Source organism: Arthrobacter sp. Y3224055 (assembly GCF_059090825.1).
The window spans coordinates 292,373-309,739 of the sequence record NZ_JBNHGB010000004.1 but is presented as its reverse complement, the minus strand read 5'-3'; the positions used below and the strand labels follow the sequence as shown (position 1 = coordinate 309,739).

General features: G+C 68.4%; 18 protein-coding genes. 10 read left to right on the top strand and 8 right to left on the bottom strand.

The window, feature by feature from the left end:
- The first annotated feature begins 32 nt into the window (after positions 1–32).
- Complete coding sequence (locus tag AC5RTY_RS11960) at positions 33–1,985, top strand: DUF6541 family protein (RefSeq protein WP_494139588.1); 1,953 nt, start codon at positions 33–35, stop codon at positions 1,983–1,985.
- A 44-nt stretch (positions 1,986–2,029) separates the two neighbouring features.
- Positions 2,030–3,025 (top strand): RluA family pseudouridine synthase, encoded by a 996-nt coding sequence (locus AC5RTY_RS11955; protein ID WP_494075741.1) that lies wholly within the window; start codon positions 2,030–2,032, stop codon positions 3,023–3,025.
- A 45-nt stretch (positions 3,026–3,070) separates the two neighbouring features.
- Here AC5RTY_RS11955 and AC5RTY_RS11950 read toward each other — a convergent pair whose 3' ends face one another.
- Positions 3,071–3,550 carry a DUF4383 domain-containing protein gene (locus AC5RTY_RS11950; RefSeq protein WP_494002266.1) on the bottom strand — a complete coding sequence of 160 codons (480 nt, stop codon included), beginning with the start codon at positions 3,548–3,550 and terminating at the stop codon, positions 3,071–3,073.
- Positions 3,551–3,854: 304 nt separating this feature from the next.
- On the opposite strand from AC5RTY_RS11950, the gene AC5RTY_RS11945 reads away from it, so the two are divergent.
- A complete protein-coding gene (locus tag AC5RTY_RS11945; protein WP_494139587.1) occupies positions 3,855–4,898 on the top strand; it encodes an SDR family NAD(P)-dependent oxidoreductase in 1,044 nt (347 codons plus the stop codon).
- On the opposite strand, the gene AC5RTY_RS11940 is transcribed toward AC5RTY_RS11945, so the two are convergent.
- Positions 4,895–5,242 carry a hypothetical protein gene (locus AC5RTY_RS11940; RefSeq protein WP_494002264.1) on the bottom strand — a complete coding sequence of 116 codons (348 nt, stop codon included), beginning with the start codon at positions 5,240–5,242 and terminating at the stop codon, positions 4,895–4,897. The genes AC5RTY_RS11945 and AC5RTY_RS11940 overlap by 4 nt on opposite strands.
- 278 nt (positions 5,243–5,520) lie before the next feature.
- On the opposite strand from AC5RTY_RS11940, the gene AC5RTY_RS11935 reads away from it, so the two are divergent.
- The 3 genes from AC5RTY_RS11935 to AC5RTY_RS11925 all read left to right on the top strand — a co-directional run bounded on the left by AC5RTY_RS11935 (position 5,521) and on the right by AC5RTY_RS11925 (position 8,118).
- Positions 5,521–6,402 (top strand): manganese catalase, encoded by an 882-nt coding sequence (locus AC5RTY_RS11935; protein ID WP_494002263.1) that lies wholly within the window; start codon positions 5,521–5,523, stop codon positions 6,400–6,402.
- 61 nt (positions 6,403–6,463) lie between these two features.
- Positions 6,464–7,207, top strand: coding sequence for an MBL fold metallo-hydrolase (locus AC5RTY_RS11930; protein WP_494024363.1), 744 nt, complete (start codon positions 6,464–6,466; stop codon positions 7,205–7,207).
- Positions 7,207–8,118, top strand: coding sequence for an FRG domain-containing protein (locus AC5RTY_RS11925; RefSeq protein WP_494139586.1), 912 nt, complete (start codon positions 7,207–7,209; stop codon positions 8,116–8,118). Before AC5RTY_RS11930 ends, AC5RTY_RS11925 begins: the two co-directional genes overlap by 1 nt.
- On the opposite strand, the gene AC5RTY_RS11920 is transcribed toward AC5RTY_RS11925, so the two are convergent.
- Positions 8,115–8,636: an O-acetyl-ADP-ribose deacetylase gene (locus AC5RTY_RS11920; RefSeq protein ID WP_494139585.1), complete on the bottom strand. Its 522-nt coding sequence runs from the start codon at positions 8,634–8,636 to the stop codon at positions 8,115–8,117. The genes AC5RTY_RS11925 and AC5RTY_RS11920 overlap by 4 nt on opposite strands.
- 46 nt (positions 8,637–8,682) lie before the next feature.
- Between AC5RTY_RS11920 and AC5RTY_RS11915 the strand changes: the two genes are divergently transcribed.
- Entirely contained in the window at positions 8,683–9,342 is a 660-nt protein-coding gene (locus tag AC5RTY_RS11915) for a DedA family protein (protein ID WP_494139584.1), read from the top strand.
- Positions 9,343–9,368: 26 nt separating this feature from the next.
- Entirely contained in the window at positions 9,369–10,223 is an 855-nt protein-coding gene (locus tag AC5RTY_RS11910; RefSeq protein ID WP_494139583.1) for a TspO-related membrane protein, read from the top strand.
- 24 nt (positions 10,224–10,247) lie between these two features.
- Here AC5RTY_RS11910 and AC5RTY_RS11905 read toward each other — a convergent pair whose 3' ends face one another.
- The 3 genes from AC5RTY_RS11905 to AC5RTY_RS11895 all read right to left on the bottom strand — a co-directional run bounded on the left by AC5RTY_RS11905 (position 10,248) and on the right by AC5RTY_RS11895 (position 11,304).
- Complete coding sequence (locus AC5RTY_RS11905) at positions 10,248–10,556, bottom strand: hypothetical protein (RefSeq protein ID WP_494013084.1); 309 nt, start codon at positions 10,554–10,556, stop codon at positions 10,248–10,250.
- A 77-nt stretch (positions 10,557–10,633) separates the two neighbouring features.
- Positions 10,634–10,951: a DMT family transporter gene (locus AC5RTY_RS11900; protein WP_494002256.1), complete on the bottom strand. Its 318-nt coding sequence runs from the start codon at positions 10,949–10,951 to the stop codon at positions 10,634–10,636.
- Positions 10,951–11,304: a DMT family transporter gene (locus AC5RTY_RS11895; RefSeq protein ID WP_494002255.1), complete on the bottom strand. Its 354-nt coding sequence runs from the start codon at positions 11,302–11,304 to the stop codon at positions 10,951–10,953. The genes AC5RTY_RS11900 and AC5RTY_RS11895 overlap by 1 nt, the downstream gene beginning before the upstream one ends.
- Positions 11,305–11,675: 371 nt before the next feature.
- On the opposite strand from AC5RTY_RS11895, the gene AC5RTY_RS11890 reads away from it, so the two are divergent.
- A complete protein-coding gene (locus AC5RTY_RS11890; RefSeq protein WP_494139619.1) occupies positions 11,676–13,823 on the top strand; it encodes an amylo-alpha-1,6-glucosidase in 2,148 nt (715 codons plus the stop codon).
- Positions 13,824–13,983: 160 nt separating this feature from the next.
- Positions 13,984–15,003 (top strand): glycosyltransferase family 4 protein, encoded by a 1,020-nt coding sequence (locus tag AC5RTY_RS11885; RefSeq protein WP_494002254.1) that lies wholly within the window; start codon positions 13,984–13,986, stop codon positions 15,001–15,003.
- A 36-nt stretch (positions 15,004–15,039) separates the two neighbouring features.
- On the opposite strand, the gene AC5RTY_RS11880 is transcribed toward AC5RTY_RS11885, so the two are convergent.
- Complete coding sequence (locus tag AC5RTY_RS11880) at positions 15,040–16,584, bottom strand: aldehyde dehydrogenase family protein (RefSeq protein WP_494139582.1); 1,545 nt, start codon at positions 16,582–16,584, stop codon at positions 15,040–15,042.
- Positions 16,581–17,351 (bottom strand): HD domain-containing protein, encoded by a 771-nt coding sequence (locus AC5RTY_RS11875; RefSeq protein WP_494013088.1) that lies wholly within the window; start codon positions 17,349–17,351, stop codon positions 16,581–16,583. Before AC5RTY_RS11875 ends, AC5RTY_RS11880 begins: the two co-directional genes overlap by 4 nt.
- Positions 17,352–17,367 lie beyond the last annotated feature (16 nt).

The window sequence follows — 17,367 nt, the reverse complement described above, 5'->3', positions numbered from 1 at the left end:
AATATGGTGACGATGACCGACGAAGGGGGCCCATGAGCTGGCTGCAGACGATTCCGGCCGCGCTGTTGGCCATCGTCCTCGTCTTCGGACCCGGCCTGCTCTGGGGTGCAGTGCTCGGTCTGCGCCGGTTGTCCCTGGTCGCACTGGCCGGCCCGTTCGGCGTCACCGCCATCGTGGTCGCCGCCGAGCTTGGCCGCCTGGTCGGGCTGGATTGGGCCTGGCCGCAACTTCTGGCCGTGACCGTGGTCGTGGCCGTCCTGCTCTGGCTGCTCCGCCGCAGCGTCGGCCACCGCCTGCACCACGATCCCGAAACCCCGGACCGGCCGGCGCCCTGGCGGTCGGTCGTGCTGGCCTGGGCGGTGTCGGCGGTGCCGCTGGCGGCCGCCATGCTCTGGATCTTCGGCGCCCCGGACAACATCGCGCAGTCACACGACAACATCTTCCACCTCAACGCGCTGCGCTACATCTCCGACTCGGGCAACGCCTCCTCGCTGACGCTGGGCTATCTGGGCACCACGGACCGGGGCACCTTCTACCCGGCGGGCTGGCACGACGTGGTCTCCCTGGTGATGATCACCGCGGGGCTGCAGCCGGCGGCCGCCATCAACATCACCAACCTGGTGCTGATCACCGGCATCTGGAGCAGCGGCTGCCTGTTCCTGGTCAGCCGGATCACCGGTGAACGCACCATGCCGCTGCTGGTCGCCGCGGTGCTCTCGCTCGCCTACAGCAGCTTCCCCTACCTGCTGCTGGAGTTCGGCGTCGTCTATCCGTTCATGCTCTCCATCGCCATGCTTCCGGCCGCGCTGGGGGTGGTGCTGCAACTGCTCCGGGTGGGCGTGCACACGCGTGTGTCAACGGAAGGCAACGTGCTGCTGCTGATCGGACTGTTGCCGGGCATGGCGTTGTCCCATCCCGCCACCATCATGGGACTGCTGGCGCTCTCGGTGCCGCCGATCTTCGCGGCCGCCCACCCGGCGCTGCGCTCCGGCGAACAACGACGACGACGGCGCGCCCTGGCGGGCACCGTCGCCTATCTGGTGGTGCTGGCCGCGCTCTGGATGACGCTCCGGCCCGCCCGCAGCAGCAGCACCAACTGGGACAACCTGGGCAGTGCCGCCGAGGCCCTGGCCGACGTGGTGCTGCATTCGCCGCTCGAGCGCCCCATCTCCATCCTCGCGACCGTCCTGACGATCGTGGGCGCCGCGGTCGTCTTCAATCTCCGCAAAAACCGCTTCGCGCTGGCAATGTACGCTATCGCGGCTGCCCTCTACGTGATCGGCAACTGGCACCAGATGCCGGGCCTGCGCTGGTGGGTGACCGGTATCTGGTACAACGACTTCTTCCGCATCAGCGCCATGCTTCCGGTGGCCGGACTGCTGATCGCAGCCATCGGCGGCGTCGCACTGGCCGGGACGGCGCGCTCCTTCTTCCGGGCCACGCTGGTTCGTCGCGAGAAGAAGCAGCCGTCGTGGTTCCGGCCGGCCGCCACAGGCCTGCTGGTGGTCGCCAGTTTGGCAGTGGTGCCGCTGTTTGCCGTGCAGCGGGGCATTTCCGAGGCCGCCGCCAAGTACCGGTTCACGGACAGCTCCCACCTGCTCACCGCGGACGAGCTCGCGCTGATCAAGAGGATTCCCGCCCACGTTCCGGAAGGCGCGGTCATCGCCGGCAACCCGCTCACCGGCGCCTCGCTGTCCTACGCCTACACCGGGCGTCCCGCGCTGGTCCCGTCGGGAGTCACGTCCCCGCGGGTGGACGGCAAGCTCATCATGGACAAACTGGATCAGATGAAGACGGATCCGGCGGTGTGCGCCGCCGTCGAGGCCCAGAACGTGCAGTTCGTGCTGGACTTCGGAGACCACTCGGTGCACCCCGGCGAGAGGACCTCGGTGCCGGGCCTCCAGGAGCTGACCGAGGCCAACGGGTTCGAGCTGGTGGACTCCGAAGGCGAAGCAAAGCTCTATCGGGTCACCGGCTGTCCCTGAGCATTGCGGTTGCGGGTGGTGCCACCCGGTACCCTTGATGGGTGATGGAATCCCCGCTACCGGTGCGCGACGGCGTCAACGCCACCCGCCTGCGCCTCCCCGGGGAGGGGCCGTGGGAAACGGCGCTGGACTACATGCTCCACCGGTGGGGCCATGTGGATCCCGACGGTATCAGGGACCGCTTCGACCGCGGCGAGATCGTTGGCGAAGGCGGAGCCGTGCTGGACCGGACCACCCCGCTGGATGCCCACACGTTCATTTGGTACTACCGGACCTTGCCGCGGGAGAAGCGGCTGCCGGTGGAGATCAGCATCCTCCACCAGGACGCGAACATCCTGGTGGTGGACAAGCCCCATTTCCTTCCGACCACCCCCGGTGGCACCTACATCCAGGAGTCGGCGCTGGTCCGGCTGCGCCGTCAACTGGATATCCCGGATCTGATTCCCATGCACCGGCTGGACCGCCTCACCGCCGGAGTGCTGCTCTTCTCCACTAATCCCGCCACACGCGGCAAGTACCAGGTGCTCTTCGAGAAACGCTTGGTGCAGAAGGAATATGAGGCCATCGCACCGGTGGATCCGCGGCTGCAGTTCCCGCACACGGTGCGGAACCGCATGGTCAAGTCCCGCACCTACCTGCTGGCCGAGGTCGTCGAGGGAGAGCCCAACGCGGAGACCCGGATCGAGTTGCTGGAACAGCGCGGACGGCTGGGCCGCTACAAACTGGAACCGCATACCGGGAAGACCCACCAGCTGCGCGTGCACCTGGCGTCGTTGGGCATCGGGATCCTGCACGACCCGTTCTACCCGGTGCTGCTGGACCAGGCTCCTGACGACTTCGAGCGTCCCCTGCAATTACTGGCCCGCGGCATCTCCTTCACCGACCCGATCAGCGGACGACCGGTGGAATACCGCAGCCAACTGGAACTGTCCGAATGGGCAGCGCCAGCCGAATGGGCAGCACGACGCGGAGGGGCAGCAGATAGCGCCGCCGGAGCAATTGCTGCCGGCGGCGCGTTCGCCCCTGCCCCGCAGGCCTAGCGGACTACGGGATTCGGGCCTGGCGGACTACGATATTCGGCCGCTTCAGGCCCGGCCGGCAGCGGTTCCGCGAGCGCTGGTGTCGCGCCGGCGGTCGAGCAGCAGGCCGAGGGCGATCATGACCACGCCCAGGACGAAATGCAGCCAGTTGTCCGCGGTGTTCAACGGCACGAAGTTGGCTGCGCTCTGCTGGTCAATAAACAGGCCGTACAGCCAGAGGACCAGATAGACCGCGCCGCCCCAGATCATGAAGTTCCGGGCACCGGACACAGTCCTCGCGAGCGCGAATGCTGCCACGCCGTACAGGAGGTGGACGATGTTGTGCAGAATCGAAACTTGGAACACGCCCATCAGCATGGCTTCGGACTGGTGTCCCGCGAATGACATCTGGTCATAGTTTGAGGTGATTCCCGGAATGAAGCCCAAGAGCCCGATCAACAGAAAAACGGCACCGAAGACCATTGCCGCCGTCTGGAGCGGGGTCCGTCCGGTGCTTCGGGCCTGGACGTTGCCTTCTCTTGCCATGGCGATCTTCCCCTCTGACGCCTTGGCAGGTGCGTGCCCCGACGCCGTTCGATATGGACCCTGATCAAAACACTCTACAATAAGCTTGCTTACTAGTTAAGCCCCCGCAGCCAGCCTCAGCCGAATTCGGCTGCCTTTACTGTGCGGAAAACCAGATGCGGCAGCTCCTGCCGCCGCTGTTCCGGACCGGCGGGCCGTCACACGGCAGGGCCACTGCCGGTTTAAGGTCCCGCCGCCTAGCCAGGCCCGGGGTAGCGGTCTACGCTGATGCCACGTCCGCCAGAGGGCCAGGCGAGGAGAAGCATTGGCAGAGCAATCACCCCGTAGCCGGGCAACCGGCCGGTCCACCGATCAGACCACCGGCCCGGTCACCGTGATCACCGGAGCCTCCAGCGGAATCGGCAGGGCGACAGCCCGGATCCTGGCCAAGCGCGGAGCTGCCCTGGTGCTGGCGGCGCGCAGCGCCTCCAGCCTCGACGAGGCGGCGGCCGAGTGCTCAAGGCTGGGTGCACAGGCCATCGCGGTGCCCACCGACATCACGGATGAGGGCGGCTCCGAGAGGCTGGTTCAAGCTGCGCTGGACCGGTTCGGGCGGATCGACGTGTGGATCGGGGCTGCGTCCGTTTATGGCTACGGCACGTTCGAACAAACACCGGCCGACGTGTTTCGGAAGATAGTCGAGACGAACCTGCTAAGCCAGGCCGACAGCATTCGGGCCGTGCTGCCGCAATTCCGACGGCAGCGGCGTGGAGTCCTGATCCTCGTCGGCTCGGTCTACTCCAAGATCAGCACGCCCTACGTGTCCGCGTATGTGGCCGGCAATGCCGGGCTGCTGGGGCTGGCCAACGCGCTGCGACAGGAACTGCTCGACGAGAAGGACATCCACGTGTGCACCGTCCTGCCCGCCACCGTCGACACTCCGATCTTCCAGCACGCGGCCAACTACACCGGCCGCAGCGTCCACCCCCTCCCTCCGGTCGTCAGCCCGTACCGGGTGGCCAAGGTCATCGCCCGGATGGCCTCAAAGCCCCGCCGCCAGGTGGTGGTGGGCCGGCTCCAGCACGTATTCATTCCGTTCCAGCGCTGGTTCCCGGGCCTGCACGACCGCGTATCGGGGCCACTCATGGACACCCTGGCACTTCGGGGACAGGGCGTCGCGCCATCGGCGGGAACTGTTTTCGCCCCGGATCCGCCGTCGAACAAAGTCAGCGGGAACTGGCGTTCGGGACGCGCCCGTGTGATGGCCGGCGGACTGGCAGGCCTGGCGGTGGCCGGTTACCGAAGGACGCGGAAGCGGCGGCACCCGCGCGCCGGGCTCCGCGGAACCCGCAAGCGGCGACGCCCTTAGACCGGGCGCCGCGCCCAGGCGACCAGCCAGCAGGCCTCGACCACGGCGTCGAGAAGATAGATCCTACTGATCCGTCCGGGCACCGCGGTGAGGATGTCGACGGCCGCAAAGGTGGCAGCCGCCCCCATGCCAATCCGCCGGGCAGCGGCTGTGCCGTCGGAAGTCCCGGCGCCCCTGATCTGCGCATGGCCCGCCGCAATCATCAGGCCGCCGACAGTCTTGACCAGCCAAGGCTCCGCTTTCGGCCCAGTCACCGCTTCGAAGCTGCGGTAGTGCAGCAGCGGCCACACCCCGAAGGCCACGTTGAACACGCCGTGGGCGACGGCCAAACCTGCCTGGCGCATACGGAACACCTCTCGCCGTCGTCGGAGTGGATCTGGGCGGTGTGCCTGCGGCAATTGTGCCGCAGGGGACTATGAAAATCCACGCTTCGCCGCCCTGACCCGCGTGCTGCCGAAGGACTGGCTTCAATCGAAGTCCGGGCAACCCGCTGCCGGTCACTAAGGTTGCTTATTAAATTCAGCGTGCCTAGCGTGGAAGGCATCCGGCCCGCACGTGGCCAGCCCGGACAGATGAGTTGGCAGTAGCGACGGCGAGCCCATTTTCGCGGAGGTTGCCGCAGATGTTCTTCCATAAACAAGAGCTCCAATACAAAGCCGAACCAAACCAGCCGGACGCCGTCTACGCCCGGAAACTTCAGGAGGTCCTGGGCGGTCAGTACGGCGAGATCACGGTTGCCATGCAGTACAGCTTCCAGGCGTGGAACATCCACATCCCCGGCAAGTACAAGGACCTGCTCTTCGGCATTGCCGCGGAGGAGTTTGGCCACGTGGAGATGCTGGCCAAGATGATTGCGCAGCTGCTGGAGAAAGCCCCGCTCGGCATCACCGACGAAGCCGTCCAGTCTGATCCGACGATCGCCGCGGTGGTGGGCGGAACCGATGTCCAGCAGGCCATCGTCGCAGGCGCGGGCGCCCGCCCGGTGGACAGCAACGGAAACCCCTGGTCGGGAAGCTACATCACCGCCAGCGGCAACTTGCTCGCAGACTTCACCTCCAACGCGAACGCGGAGATGCAGGGCCGGCTGCAGGTAGCCCGGCTCTACCACATGACGGACGACCACGGCGTGCGCGATATGCTCTCCTTCCTGCTCGCCCGGGACACCATGCACCAGAACCAGTGGATCGCCGCGGCACGGGAACTCCAGGAAGAGGGGTCCGAAACCCTGCCGGTGCCGAGCAACTTCCCGCTGTCCAAAGAGAACCGGGACGTGGCCTACCAGTACCAGAACTTCTCCGACGGGGCCGCCGCGGCACAAGGGTCCTGGGCGAGCGGGGCTTCCCCCGACGGCAAGGGCGAGTTCACCTACCACGACGGCCCCACCACTGCAGCCCCGATGCCCAAGCCGACCCACCCGGACGCACGCTTTTACGGGACCACGGAGCTTCCCAACCTGGTCGAGAAGACTGCCGGGGCAGTCCAAGACAAGCTGCGCAAGGAATAGCACGCCACGCATCCCCGCGGCCGGCAGCGCCGCGGGGATGCCCTGACTCCGAAAGGCAGATATGTTTCAACGCAACGTCGCCGAAAACATCCACCGCGTCGGCCATGCCGATGTGAACCTCTACATCGTCGAGGACGGCGACAGGATCATGCTGGTCGACGCCGGACTGCCGGCCATGTGGAAGATGACCGTGGCAGCCATCCGGGAGCTGGGCCGTTCGCCCCGCGACATCAGTGCCCTGGTATTGACGCACGCCCATTTCGATCATGTGGGGTTTGCCGCCCGGTTGCAGCACGACCTCGACGTCCCGGTGTACTGCCACCCCGGCGACTACTACATCGCCGCCCATCCCTACCGGTACAAGCACGAGAAAAACCGCCTCATCTATCCCGTCAAGTACCCCCGGTGCATACCCATCCTGAGCCGGATGACGGCAGCCGGCGCGCTCATGGTCAAGGGTGTCACGGACCTGCGGACGCTCGACGACGGTGCCGCCGCAACGCTGCCCGGCGCACCCACGGTGGTGCCCACTCCCGGACACACTGCCGGGCACTGCGCCTTGCACTTCCCCGGGCGCGGGGCCTTGATCACCGGCGACGCGCTGGTCACCCTCGACCCGTATACCGGCGCCCGGGGACCGCACATAGTAGCTGCCGCCGCCACCGCGGACACTCGGCAAGCACTCCAGTCGCTCCAGGCCTTGGCGCAGACGGAGGCACGAATCGCCCTCCCGGGCCACGGGGAGCCGTTCGCCGGCGGCATCGCTTCGGCGGTGCAGCAGGCCATCGAGCGCGGACCGTCCTGATGGCCGAAAACGGCCACCCCGCGGGAGGCGTGGCCGAAAACGGCCCTGCCCCCGCGGGAGGCGTGGCCGGAAACGGCCCTGCCGCCGCGGGAGGCGGGCAGGAGTCCGTCGTCCACCCGGACGGCGACGACCTGTTTGGCCTGATCGCCACCCTGACCGAGAGCCGCTGGCAATCCTCGCAGGGGAAGTTCAGGCCGACGGTTGCCTACCGCGGCCACACCTCCGCAGCACGGGATCTTTCCACCGGGCTGGTCCGGCTGCGCGGGCAGCAGGAGACGGATGTGGAACGGCACATCCTGCGCAACTTCCGCAAGTATGCCCACCGGGACACCTCACCCGGGGACTCGGACTGGAATTGGCTGAGCGTCGCCCAGCACCATGGCCTGCCGACCCGCCTGCTGGACTGGTCGCATTCGCCCTACGTGGCGCTGCACTTCGCCACCCGGGACACCAGCAGGTACGACGAGGACGGTGCCGTCTGGTGCGTCGACTATGCGGCCGCCCACCGCACGCTGCCCGAGGAACTGCGCGCGGCGGTCGAGTCACTGGGCGGCGGCCTGTTCACCACCGGCGTTCTCTCCCGTGCCGCCTTCACCCTGGACGAGTTCGACCGTTTCACCGACGCGGACGGGCGGAGCGTGCCCTTGTTCTTCGAACCGCCGTCGCTGGACGAGCGGATCGTAAACCAGGCGGCAATCTTTTCCACCATGTCGGACTCATCGGCGGGCCTGGACGAGTGGCTGCGACGCCATCCCGGAATTTACCGCAAGATCATCATCCCGGCGCCACTCAAGTGGCGCATCCGGGACCACCTTGACCAGGCCAATGTCACCGAACGGGTGCTCTTCCCGGGCCTGGACGGCCTTTCGCTGTGGCTGCGCCGCTACTACAGCCTTCGGGATAAGGGCTAACCGCCCAGTTCCGCGTGGACGCGGCGGAAGGTCTCCGCCAGCCCCGCCGAAAACAGGACAAATTCGACCACCCGGAGCCCGCCGCCGTCGTACTTCAGAGCCTCGCCGATGCCGCGGCGGGCGACCGTCTCCGCATCCCAGCCGTAGACGCCGGCACCGATCGCCGGGAACGCCAGCGTCTCGGCCCGCAACCCGTGGGCCACGCGGAGGGATTCGCGGAAGCAACTGGCCAGCAGCTCCGGGTCGGTCTGGCCGGCGCGGCGGTTTGGCCCCACGGTATGGATCACCCACTTGGCCGGCAGGAAGTAGCCCTCGGTGGCCGCCGCGTGGCCCGGCGGCAGCCCGTCCGGCAGTTCGGTGGCGCGCAGCCGTCGGCAGGCTTCCAGCAGTTGCGGTCCCGCGGCGGCGTGGATGGCCCCGTCCACTCCCCCGCCGCCGAGCAGGCTGGAATTGGCGGCGTTCACTATGGCGTCCACCTGACGCTGGGTGATGTCGCCTTCAAGGATGCGGATTTCCATCTTTTCCAGTCTGCCACCGGGCCTGTATTCCCGATAGATTGGGCCAATGGAGATTCCCGAGGGGCCGCTGCAGTGGGTGTATTACCCCATGACGCTGCTGCTGGTTATTCTCGACGCCGCGATGCCGGCATCTCCGTCGGAAGTGATGGTGATCGGCGGCGGCACCCTGCTGGCCAACGGTGAACTGATCCTGCCGCTGGTTATCCTGGCCGCGGTGCTGGGCAGTTGGCTCGGCGACCTCCTGCTTTTCCTGCTGTTTCAGCGCGGCGTCAACGCTTGGCTTAACCGTTACAGCTGGGGCCGGATGATCGACCGAGGGGTGACGCTGGCCCTGAGCAAAGCGGGTGAATCCTCCACCTACGCCGCGGTAGTGGCGGCCCGTTTCATCCCGGGCGGCCGGACGGCCTCGGTTGCGGCCTCCGGGCTGGCGGATGTGCCGTTCAAGCCGTTCCTGCTCGCCTCCGCCGCCGGATCGGTGCTGTGGGCCGCGTGGATGATCGGGCTGGGCTACGTCGCGGGCACGGTGTCCACCTTCCCGTTTTGGGTCAACATCCTGATCGGGACGGTGGTGGGCGTCCTGGTGGCTTCGGTGATCACGGCCGTGATCGGCTTCCGCCGGCGGGCCTACCTGCGTGCCGCTGGCGCTGCCGACGCCGTCGTCCCGCGTCCCGCCGCATCCCCTTCCGCCGACCTGGGAGCAGAGTGAAAACTGCGCCTTCCATGGAACCCTTGATGGCTACCGCGCCGCCCCCGGTCCGCCGGCTTCGATCCCTGCTGGCCGCCGACCTGGCACGCCAGAGCGCGGTGACCGTCGCTTTGGTCGCGTGCCTGCTGGCAGGAGCCAGCACCGTGGGCCTGCTCGGCGGCACTCCCATCCATGATGCGGGCGGCGGGCCTCCCTCCCCCGACCAGACCCTGCTGTCGCTGGACGCCCGTGCAGCCGAGATCTGGTCGCTGATTTACCTGGGCCTCTTCGGCTACACGATCTTCCAGTGGTGGCCGGCCGTGCGCGAGTCGGCACGGCAGCGCTCCACCGGATGGCCGGTCGCGGCGGCGATGCTGCTGACCGCGGGCACCGTCGTGGCAGCGCGGGCCGGACAGGCGGGGCTGACGCTGGCCCTTACCCTGTTGGTGCTGGCATCCCTGGGCTGGGCGGTCTACGGACTGACCCGCCACCCCGGCCGGGAACCGGTGGAAGCCCTCTTGGCGGATGCTCCGATCGGTCTCTTCACCGGGTGGATGCTGCTCGCAGCGGCGGTCCATGCCGCGGATTGGCTGACCGGTCGCGGCGCCGACTTGTTCGGCTGGGGCGCCGCGGCTTGGGCCGTGCTGGCGGTGGCGGCCGTGTCCTTTGCCGCGGCCGTGGCAGCCATGACCGGCCGCGGCCGGATGGCGGTGGTGCTGGCAGTCTGCTGGGGTTTGGGCTGGCTGCTCTACGACCGTTTCCTGGGCGATTCACCGTCCCCGCCGGTGGCGATGGCGGCCGGCTTCGGCCTGTTCTTCGTGCTCGTGTGCGGCATGTCCCGCCGATTCCAGGTGGGGCATGCCGAGCGCCTCGCCATCCGCCGGGGCGAACCGTTGGACTAACCCCGAGGGCGGCGCATCTCCCCCTTAGCGGACCGGAGCCCACTTGCCGCGCGAGCGGCGCAGCACGGCAAGACCGGCGGTACCGGCGACTTCTTCAACCGCGTGGCGCATGTTGGCGCCGGCCTGCAACGCCTGGCGGTTCTCCACGGCATAAGCGTTGGCGTCAACGGTGAAGCGGACGGTGATCCGCGGGACGCCGGCCACCACGTCCAACTGGTGTGCTTCCACCACGTGGGCGGAACCCACAGCTGCCGTTGCGGCGTCCATCACCGCTTCCGGAGGGTTGCCGGGCCGTAGTCCGGTGATCTCCAACTGGGCGCGGAAGGATGGCATACCTCAACTTTAGCTGCGTCCGGGCCACCCGCCTCGGCGGTCAACCGGGCGCGTTCGCAGCCCTGTGGCGGAGGGCGTCACGGCGTGCCCAGTTCGATCAGCAGCACGCCGGCCGCGATGCAGGCGATTCCGGCCGCCATCAGCTTGGTCAGCGGTTCGTCGAAGAGGAACTTTCCGGCCAGCGCCGTCAAGGCCACGCCGCAGGCAGTCCAGATGCCGTAAGCAATCCCGATTCCCAGCCCCTGACGCAGGGCGAAGGACAGGCAGGTAAAGGCTACGAGGTAGCCCGACACGACGGCCACCAGCCAGGCTTTGTGCCCGTCGATGCTGGCCCGCAGCGAGAGCGTGGCGGCTACCTCCAGGACGATCGCGACAGCGAGGAAGACCCAGGCCATTAGGTACGCGCCCGCTCTGCCCGGCGCGACGAAGCCCGGTGCCCGCCCCATTGCACGAGCACCACCCCGGCGACGGCGAGCGCCATGCCGGCAACCATCAAGGCCGTTAACGGTTCCTGGTACAACACTGCCGCTAGGACGGCCGTGAGGGCGACGCCGAGCGCACCCCATATCCCGTAGGCGACCCCGACGGGCACTCCCGCACGCAGGACGGCGGCGAGGAGCGCAAACGACGTGACGTAGCCGGCGACCACCACCGCGTACATTCCCGGCGAATCCAAGGCAGCCTTCAACGACAGGGACGCCGCCACCTCGCAAACAATCGCTCCCGCGAGGAGCAACCAATTCTTCATCTATCAACCTCCCCCACCAGCACAACAGGTTACGGAGTTCATTGCACGCCCGGAGCACGGATCGCCGGGTGCGGTATGACGGCGCGGCGCGCGCCGTGCCCGGGCAAAAGGCAGGACGAACCGGAATTATGGCGCCGCCATCTTGACGTACTAATCCGCCAGAACATCAAATAAAGAGAAACCGCTGAGGCGGGCCGCCGGAGCAGCCTCCCTCAACAGCCGGTTTCAGCATCAGGGTTCCGCTGCGCAGTTCAAGAGAGTCAACTGTGGAAAAGCAATCGATCGCCCCTGCATCCGCTCAACAAGAAGGCGCCGCGCCGGGGCAGGCGCAGTCCGACGGCGGCTGGAATGCCGATACCGCGGCCGGGCCGATGAGCGCCGGCGGAGCGGTGACGGTGGTGGAGGGTTCGTCCTTCTGCATCTCCTCGGCGGGAGGCGACATGTTTCCCGGCCTGACGCAGGGCGCCTTCTACCAGGACACCCGGATCTTGTCCGGCTGGTGCCTGACCGTCAACGGGCTTCCCCTCGAACCCCTGTTGTCCCGCGTGTTGGAGCCGTACCGTGCGCTCTTCGTCGGGCGGGCCCGCCGAGCGGACGGCCTGGCCGACTCCCAGTTGGTGGTCGAACGCGAACGCCTCGTCGGGGCCGGCCTGCGCGAGGACCTGGTGGTGACCAATCACTCGGCCCTGCCGGCGGAGTGCGTCCTGGAGTTGCGGGTGGAAGCCGACTTTGCCGACCTCTTTGACGTGAAAGGCGGGCGGGCGGCGCCTGCGGTCCAGCTGGTCCGGCAGGCCCACGGTGATGAACTCCAGCTCGAAGTAGTACGCCGCGGCCGCCGGCGCGGCATCCTCGTGCACGGGCGCGGCGCAGCGGTGAACGAGGACGTCCTTCACTTCGAGGCAATCATTCCGGCGCGCGGGAAGTGGACCACGAGCGTCATCGTCACTCCGCTGGTGGAACAGGACCGGCCCGCCGAGCCGTTCGAAGCCACCGGCTCCGTCGCCGACTTGGAAGCGGCACGCCGCCACCGGGCCTGGGGGGAATCAACGCCGCAGCTGGACATTGCCAACACCGACATTGAAGCGGTGCTGCGGCGAAGCCACGAGGACCTCGGTGCGCTGCGGATCTTCGACCCCGCCCATCCGGGACGCGCCGTGGTTGCCGCCGGTGCCCCCTGGTTCATGGCGCTCTTTGGCCGGGACTCGCTCCTGTCCGCCTACATGGCGTTGCCCGTGGACCCCTCGCTGGCACGCGGGACGCTGCAGACGCTCGCCGCCCGGCAGGGCACCAAATTCAATCCCGATACAGAGGAGGAGCCCGGCCGGATTCTCCACGAGGTGCGCCTGGGGGTGGCGGCCGGAGTAGTTTTGGGCGACCACGCGGCGTACTACGGGACGGCGGACGCGACTCCCCTCTTCGTCGTCCTGATGTCGGAGTTGAACCGCTGGGGCATGGAGCGGGACGTCCTGCAGTCGCTGCTGCCGCACGCGGACCGTGCGCTGGACTGGATCCGAAACTTCGGGGACCGGGACGGTGACGGCTTTGTGGAGTACAACCGGGCTGTTCCCCACGGCCTGCTCAACCAGGGCTGGAAAGATTCCTGGGACGGCATTAACTTCGCCGACGGGCGGCTGGCAGAGCCGCCGATCGCCCTGTGCGAGGTTCAGGGGTATGTCTACAGCGCCTACATCGGCCGCGGCCTGCTGGCCGCCGCGGCCGGTGATCAGGACCTTGCCGCCGAGTGGGGGCGCCGCGCGGCAAGGCTGAAGGAGGAGTTCAACGAGCGCTTCTGGCTTCCCGACCTGGGGTACTACGCCGTGGCCCTGGACGGAAAAAAGCGGCCGGTGGACGCCTGCACTTCCAACATGGGGCATTGTCTGTGGTCGGGCATCGTCGATGACGACAAGGCACCGCAAGTGGCCGCCCGGCTCATGTCCCCCGAGATGTTCACGGGCTGGGGGATCCGGACGCTGGCATCGGACATGGGCGCCTACAACCCGGTCAGCTACCACAACGGCTCCGTGTGGCCCCATGACAGCACCTTGGTCGCCAGCGGGTTGATGCGCTACGGGTTTGTCGAGGAGGCCCGGAGGGTGGCGGGCGGGCTCTTTGATGCCGCCGTTCACTTCGACGGACGGTTGCCCGAACTGTTCTGCGGTTTCGACCGGAGCGAATACGACGTGCCCGTGCCCTACCCCACGTCCTGCTCGCCGCAGGCCTGGGCCGCCGCCTCGCCGGTCCATCTGATGCGCATGCTCCTGCGCCTGGATCCTTATCTCCCGGCGGATGAGCTGTGGCTCGCTCCTGAGATTCCGGCAGACTTCGGCTCGTTCCGCGCGGACAACCTGCTGCTCGGGAAATCCCGGGTGTCACTGGCCGCCACCGGGAAAACTTTTACGGTGGAGGGCCTGGCTCCCGAGGTGAGGGTGCGTCACGGCGCGCGGTCGCCGCTGGCGGAGCTGCTGGTGCTCAGCGGCCGGGAAACGGAAGGGTCTGAAAGCTCCGCCGGGGACAGATGAGCCGCCTCGATGCCCTGCTTGGCCGACCCTTGCGGCCCGCGCCGCCCGCCGCCGGTGACCGGCCGCCGCTCCGCCGGACCACAGGCGTCGAACCTGCGCGCCTCGCCAACCCCGGCTGCGCAGTCGTACGCCGGAGCCCCTCCGGGAGAAAAGGCCAACGATGCGTATCGGGCTGATCGCCCCACCGTGGTTTCCGGTTCCGCCGGGCGGCTACGGCGGTATCGAAGAGGTCGTTGACAACCTCGCCCGCGGCTTCGTGGACGCAGGACACGACGTGGTGCTGGCCGCCGCCGCCGACAGCACATGCCCCGTTCCCCTGGTGCCGGGCACGGAGCCGTCCGATCCGGAGGCCATCGGGACCAACTGGTCGGAGCTCCACCACATCATCCGCGCCTACGAGGGGCTCCACGGCGTCGACCTGATCCACGACCACACCCTGACGGGGCCGTTCTACCGGGACCGGCCGGGTTCGGTGCCGGGGGTCATGACGATCCACACCGGGCTGACCGCGCAGCTGACCGGTATCTACCGCGCCGCAGAACGACACGTCGCCCTCGTCGCCATCTCTCACCAGCAGGTGGCCGGTACCGGCCTCGACGTCTCCGCCGTCATTCACCACGGGATCGATACCGCCGCCATCCCGGTGGGCGCGGGCGGGGGCGGGTACGCCTGTTTCCTGGGCCGGATGTGTCCGGACAAGGGAGTGGCCGAGGCCATCGGGATTTCCCGCATGGCGGGGATGCCGTTGAAGATCGCCGCCAAGATGCGCGAGCCCGAGGAACTGCGGTACTTCCACGACGTCATCGAACCCATGCTCGGGCCGGATGAGGAGTTCCTCGGCGAAGTCGCCGGCGGCGACAAATACCGGTTGCTGGGCGAGGCGGTCGCCCTGTTGAACCCGCTCCAGTGGGCCGAGCCTTTCGGCCTCGTCATGATCGAGGCTTTGGCCGCCGGGACCCCCGTGGTCGCCACGCCGCGGGGAGCCGCCCGGGAAATCGTCGAGCCCGGCGCCACCGGGCATCTGGCCGAGGACCATCGGGAACTGGCCAGGTTCCTGCCCCAGGCCGCCGCGCTGGACCGCCGCGCCTGCCGGGCGGCCGCCGAGGATCGCTTCAGCGCGGCACGCATGACGGCTGACCACCTGAACCTCTACGCCCGGCTGCTGGCCAGACAAACCTAACGACGGCGGGACAGGCCTACCGACGGCCGCACAGGGCTAGCGACGGTGGATGGACTTGTAGCTGACGTAGGCGTTGAGTCCTTCAATCCCGTACTCGGTGCCGAGGCCCGAGTCGTGCCTGCCGCCGAACGGAGCGGAGTGGTTGGAAGCGAAGAAATTGATGCCCACCGAGCCGGTGTCCATGCGATCGGCCACGGCGAGCGCCGCGTCCTGGTCCTGGCCGAACACGAGTCCGCCCAGCCCGAACCCGGTGTTGTTCGCCAGTGCCACGGCTTCGTCCAGGTCCGTGTACTTCAACACGGCCAGGGCAGGCCCGAAGACCTCCTCGCGGGCGATGCGCATATCCGGTGTCACGTCGGCGAACACCGTGGGCTCCACGAAGTAACCGCCCTCGAGCCCGCCGCCGAGCCGCGCGGCCCGCCCGCCGGTGGTGGCCCGGGCCCCCTCGGCCCTGGCCGCCTCCAGATGGTCGAGCACTGTCCGGTACTGCGACTCGGTGGCCGACGGGCCGAAGTCCGTGGCCGGGTCCAGCGGGTCGCCCTGGACGCCGGCGGCGATGGTCGCCGTCACCATGTCCACCACCTCGTCATAGCGGCCGGCCGGGGCGAGGATGCGGCTGGAGATGTAGCAGGTCTGGCCCGTGTTGCGCATGCTGGAGCGGATCAGCACCTTCGACATCTCGTCCAGGTCGGCGTCCTCGAGCACCACCGCGCTGGACTTGCCGCCGAGTTCAAGCGTGACGGGGCGCAGCAGCTCGCCGCAGGCGGCGGCGATTTTGCGTCCCACCGGGGTGGAACCGGTGAAGGCGACCTTGTCCACGCCGGGATGCTTGACCAGGGTGTCCCCGAGCCTGCCCGACCCGGTGACCAGATTGACCACGCCGGCTGGCACTCCGGCGGCGGCCACGGCGTCGACGATGAGGCGGAAGGATAGCGGCGTGGGCGAGGCCGGTTTCATCACCACGGTGCAGCCGGCCAGCAGCGCCGGCGCCAGCTTGATCACCATGAGGTTGATCGGGAAGTTCCACGGCGCGATCAGCCCGCACACCCCCACCGGATCCCGGCGCACCACGGATTCGCCGCCGCCGTGCGGGAACGGGCGCACGTCTTCGTGTTCGAGATAGCCGGCCAGGGTGGCGAAGTATCGGAAGATTCCTGCGGCATTGCCGGCGGCCCGGGACGACTCGGAGACCGGCGAACCGTTTTCGCGGGTGTTGGTCAGCGAGAGCTCCTCGGACCGTTTCTCGACTTCGTCCGCAATCCGCAGCAAATACGCCGCGCGTTCGGACGGCGCCAGCGTCGGCCACGGGCCGGAGTCGAAGGCCCGCCGCGCCGCGGCCACGGCGGCGTCCACGTCTTCGGGGGTACCGTCCGGCACCGACCCCCAGACGTCGCCGGTGGCCGGGTCGGTCACCGGATTGCGCCCGGTGCCGCGGGCGGGAACCCAGGCGCCGTCGATGAAGACGTCGTCGACGTGGGTGTAGGGCAGGTGCAACGCTGCGCGCGCGGCGAGGGCGGGCGGGGCGGACGACGCCGGCGCTCCCCCAGGTGCAGGGGTGGTGGTGCCGGGGGTGGTGGTCATCGGATGACTCCTGTCTTCAGCAGGGCCCTGGAACGTTCCAGGTCGGCCGTTCCCATGGCAAGGGCGGCCTCGGTGATCAGTTCCGGAATGATTTCGGCGCCGAGCCGGTCGGTGTAGACGGCCGGCGTCATGCCGAACCAGGAGGCGGCCACCGCGATGCCGGCGTGGTCGAACCGCCATAGCCGGTCGGCGTCCCGGACCAGGGCGTCCTCCAGCGAGTACGGCACATGGCGGGTGTCATGGCCGTCGATGATCTCGCAGACGCGGTCGACGAACTCCTCCGAATACCCGAGGCCGGGCAGCACCGTGCGTGCCACCTTGCAGCCCTCGGCCTCGTGCTCGAAGCGGATGGCCGCCTTGCGCCAGTCGCCGGTGAACCCCTCGGAGAGGATCCGTTCCTCGTCCACGTGCGCCCAGCCGGTGTCGTGCAGCAGGACGGCTACCCGGACCAGTTCCGCGTCGGCTTGCGGGTACGCCCGGCACAGCCGCTCGGCGAAGGCCAGCGAAATCGGCAGGTGGATGTCGTTGGCGCGGGTGCGTGTCTCCGGCACCACGGCCTGCCAGATCGGGTCCAGGTCGGCGGCGGCCGCCGGGGTGGTGGCGATGGGCGTGGTGTCGATGTCGCCCGTGGCCGGCAGCGGCCGCACGGGGTGGGCGGCCGCGAAGGCGGCGGCGCGCGGATCCTCGGCGGGGTCTGGCTGGCCGCCGGCGGCCCATGCCGGGGTTTGGCCCTTGGCCTCCGGGGTCTGTGTCTCGGGGGTGCTCATGGGGTGGGTCTCCTTG

Coding starts and splice junctions, on each gene's coding strand:
- AC5RTY_RS11930 (WP_494024363.1), top strand. CDS start 6,464: ATGTTTCAACGCAACGTCGCCGAAAACATCCACCGCGTCGGCCATGCC.
- AC5RTY_RS11895 (WP_494002255.1), bottom strand. CDS start 11,304: ATGAAGAATTGGTTGCTCCTCGCGGGAGCGATTGTTTGCGAGGTGGCG.
- AC5RTY_RS11925 (WP_494139586.1), top strand. CDS start 7,207: ATGGCCGAAAACGGCCACCCCGCGGGAGGCGTGGCCGAAAACGGCCCT.
- AC5RTY_RS11880 (WP_494139582.1), bottom strand. CDS start 16,584: ATGACCACCACCCCCGGCACCACCACCCCTGCACCTGGGGGAGCGCCG.
- AC5RTY_RS11960 (WP_494139588.1), top strand. CDS start 33: ATGAGCTGGCTGCAGACGATTCCGGCCGCGCTGTTGGCCATCGTCCTC.
- AC5RTY_RS11950 (WP_494002266.1), bottom strand. CDS start 3,550: ATGGCAAGAGAAGGCAACGTCCAGGCCCGAAGCACCGGACGGACCCCG.
- AC5RTY_RS11955 (WP_494075741.1), top strand. CDS start 2,030: ATGGAATCCCCGCTACCGGTGCGCGACGGCGTCAACGCCACCCGCCTG.
- AC5RTY_RS11900 (WP_494002256.1), bottom strand. CDS start 10,951: ATGGCCTGGGTCTTCCTCGCTGTCGCGATCGTCCTGGAGGTAGCCGCC.
- AC5RTY_RS11905 (WP_494013084.1), bottom strand. CDS start 10,556: ATGCCATCCTTCCGCGCCCAGTTGGAGATCACCGGACTACGGCCCGGC.
- AC5RTY_RS11935 (WP_494002263.1), top strand. CDS start 5,521: ATGTTCTTCCATAAACAAGAGCTCCAATACAAAGCCGAACCAAACCAG.
- AC5RTY_RS11890 (WP_494139619.1), top strand. CDS start 11,676: ATGAGCGCCGGCGGAGCGGTGACGGTGGTGGAGGGTTCGTCCTTCTGC.
- AC5RTY_RS11940 (WP_494002264.1), bottom strand. CDS start 5,242: ATGCGCCAGGCAGGTTTGGCCGTCGCCCACGGCGTGTTCAACGTGGCC.
- AC5RTY_RS11920 (WP_494139585.1), bottom strand. CDS start 8,636: ATGGAAATCCGCATCCTTGAAGGCGACATCACCCAGCGTCAGGTGGAC.
- AC5RTY_RS11875 (WP_494013088.1), bottom strand. CDS start 17,351: ATGAGCACCCCCGAGACACAGACCCCGGAGGCCAAGGGCCAAACCCCG.
- AC5RTY_RS11915 (WP_494139584.1), top strand. CDS start 8,683: ATGGAGATTCCCGAGGGGCCGCTGCAGTGGGTGTATTACCCCATGACG.
- AC5RTY_RS11910 (WP_494139583.1), top strand. CDS start 9,369: ATGGCTACCGCGCCGCCCCCGGTCCGCCGGCTTCGATCCCTGCTGGCC.
- AC5RTY_RS11885 (WP_494002254.1), top strand. CDS start 13,984: ATGCGTATCGGGCTGATCGCCCCACCGTGGTTTCCGGTTCCGCCGGGC.